This is a genomic window from Vibrio sp. 2132-1, from assembly GCF_033344315.1.
The window spans coordinates 1-757 of record NZ_JAWPON010000262.1 but is presented as its reverse complement, the minus strand read 5'-3'; the positions used below and the strand labels follow the sequence as shown (position 1 = coordinate 757).

1 protein-coding gene is annotated in these 757 nt (G+C 44.9%); it reads left to right on the top strand.

Annotation, left to right across the window (positions count from 1 at the left end; genetic code table 11):
* Window positions 1–757: flagellin (locus tag R8N47_RS24810; protein WP_318186053.1), on the top strand; the 757-nt coding region annotated here is incomplete at both ends.

The following is a 757-nucleotide window of genomic DNA, read 5'->3' as shown; positions in this document are numbered from 1 at the left end:
TATCGCTTCAATCTGCGAACGGTTCTAACTCAAAAGCAGAACGTGTAGCGATCCAAGAAGAAGTAACAGCGCTAAACGACGAACTAAACCGTATCGCTGAAACAACCTCTTTCGGTGGTAACAAACTGCTTAACGGTACGTACGGTACTCAATCTTTCCAAATCGGTGCGGACTCTGGCGAAGCTGTAATGCTTTCTATGGGCAGCCTACGTTCTGATACTTCAGCAATGGGTGGTAAGAGCTACTCAGCAGAAGAAGGTAAAGATGCATCTTGGACAGTTGGTGATAAAACTGAGCTTAAAATGAGCTACACCAACAAACAAGGTGAAGAGAAAGAACTTACCATCAAGGCTAAGCAAGGCGACGACATTGAGCAGCTAGCAACTTACATCAACGGTCAAAGCGAAGATGTAAAAGCGTCTGTTGGTGAAGACGGCAAGCTACAAGTATTTGCTTCTACTCAGAAAGTCAATGGTGAAGTTGAGTTCTCTGGCAACCTAGCTGGCGAGATCGGTTTTGGTGATGCGAAAGACGTAACGGTTAAAGACATCGACGTAACAACGGTTGCAGGCTCTCAAGAAGCTGTAGCAGTTATCGACGGTGCACTTAAATCAGTAGACAGCCAACGTGCGTCACTAGGTGCTTTCCAGAACCGTTTCAACCACGCAATCAGCAACCTAGACAACATTAACGAAAACGTTAATGCATCTAACAGCCGTATTAAAGATACTGATTACGCGAAAGAAACAACAGCGAT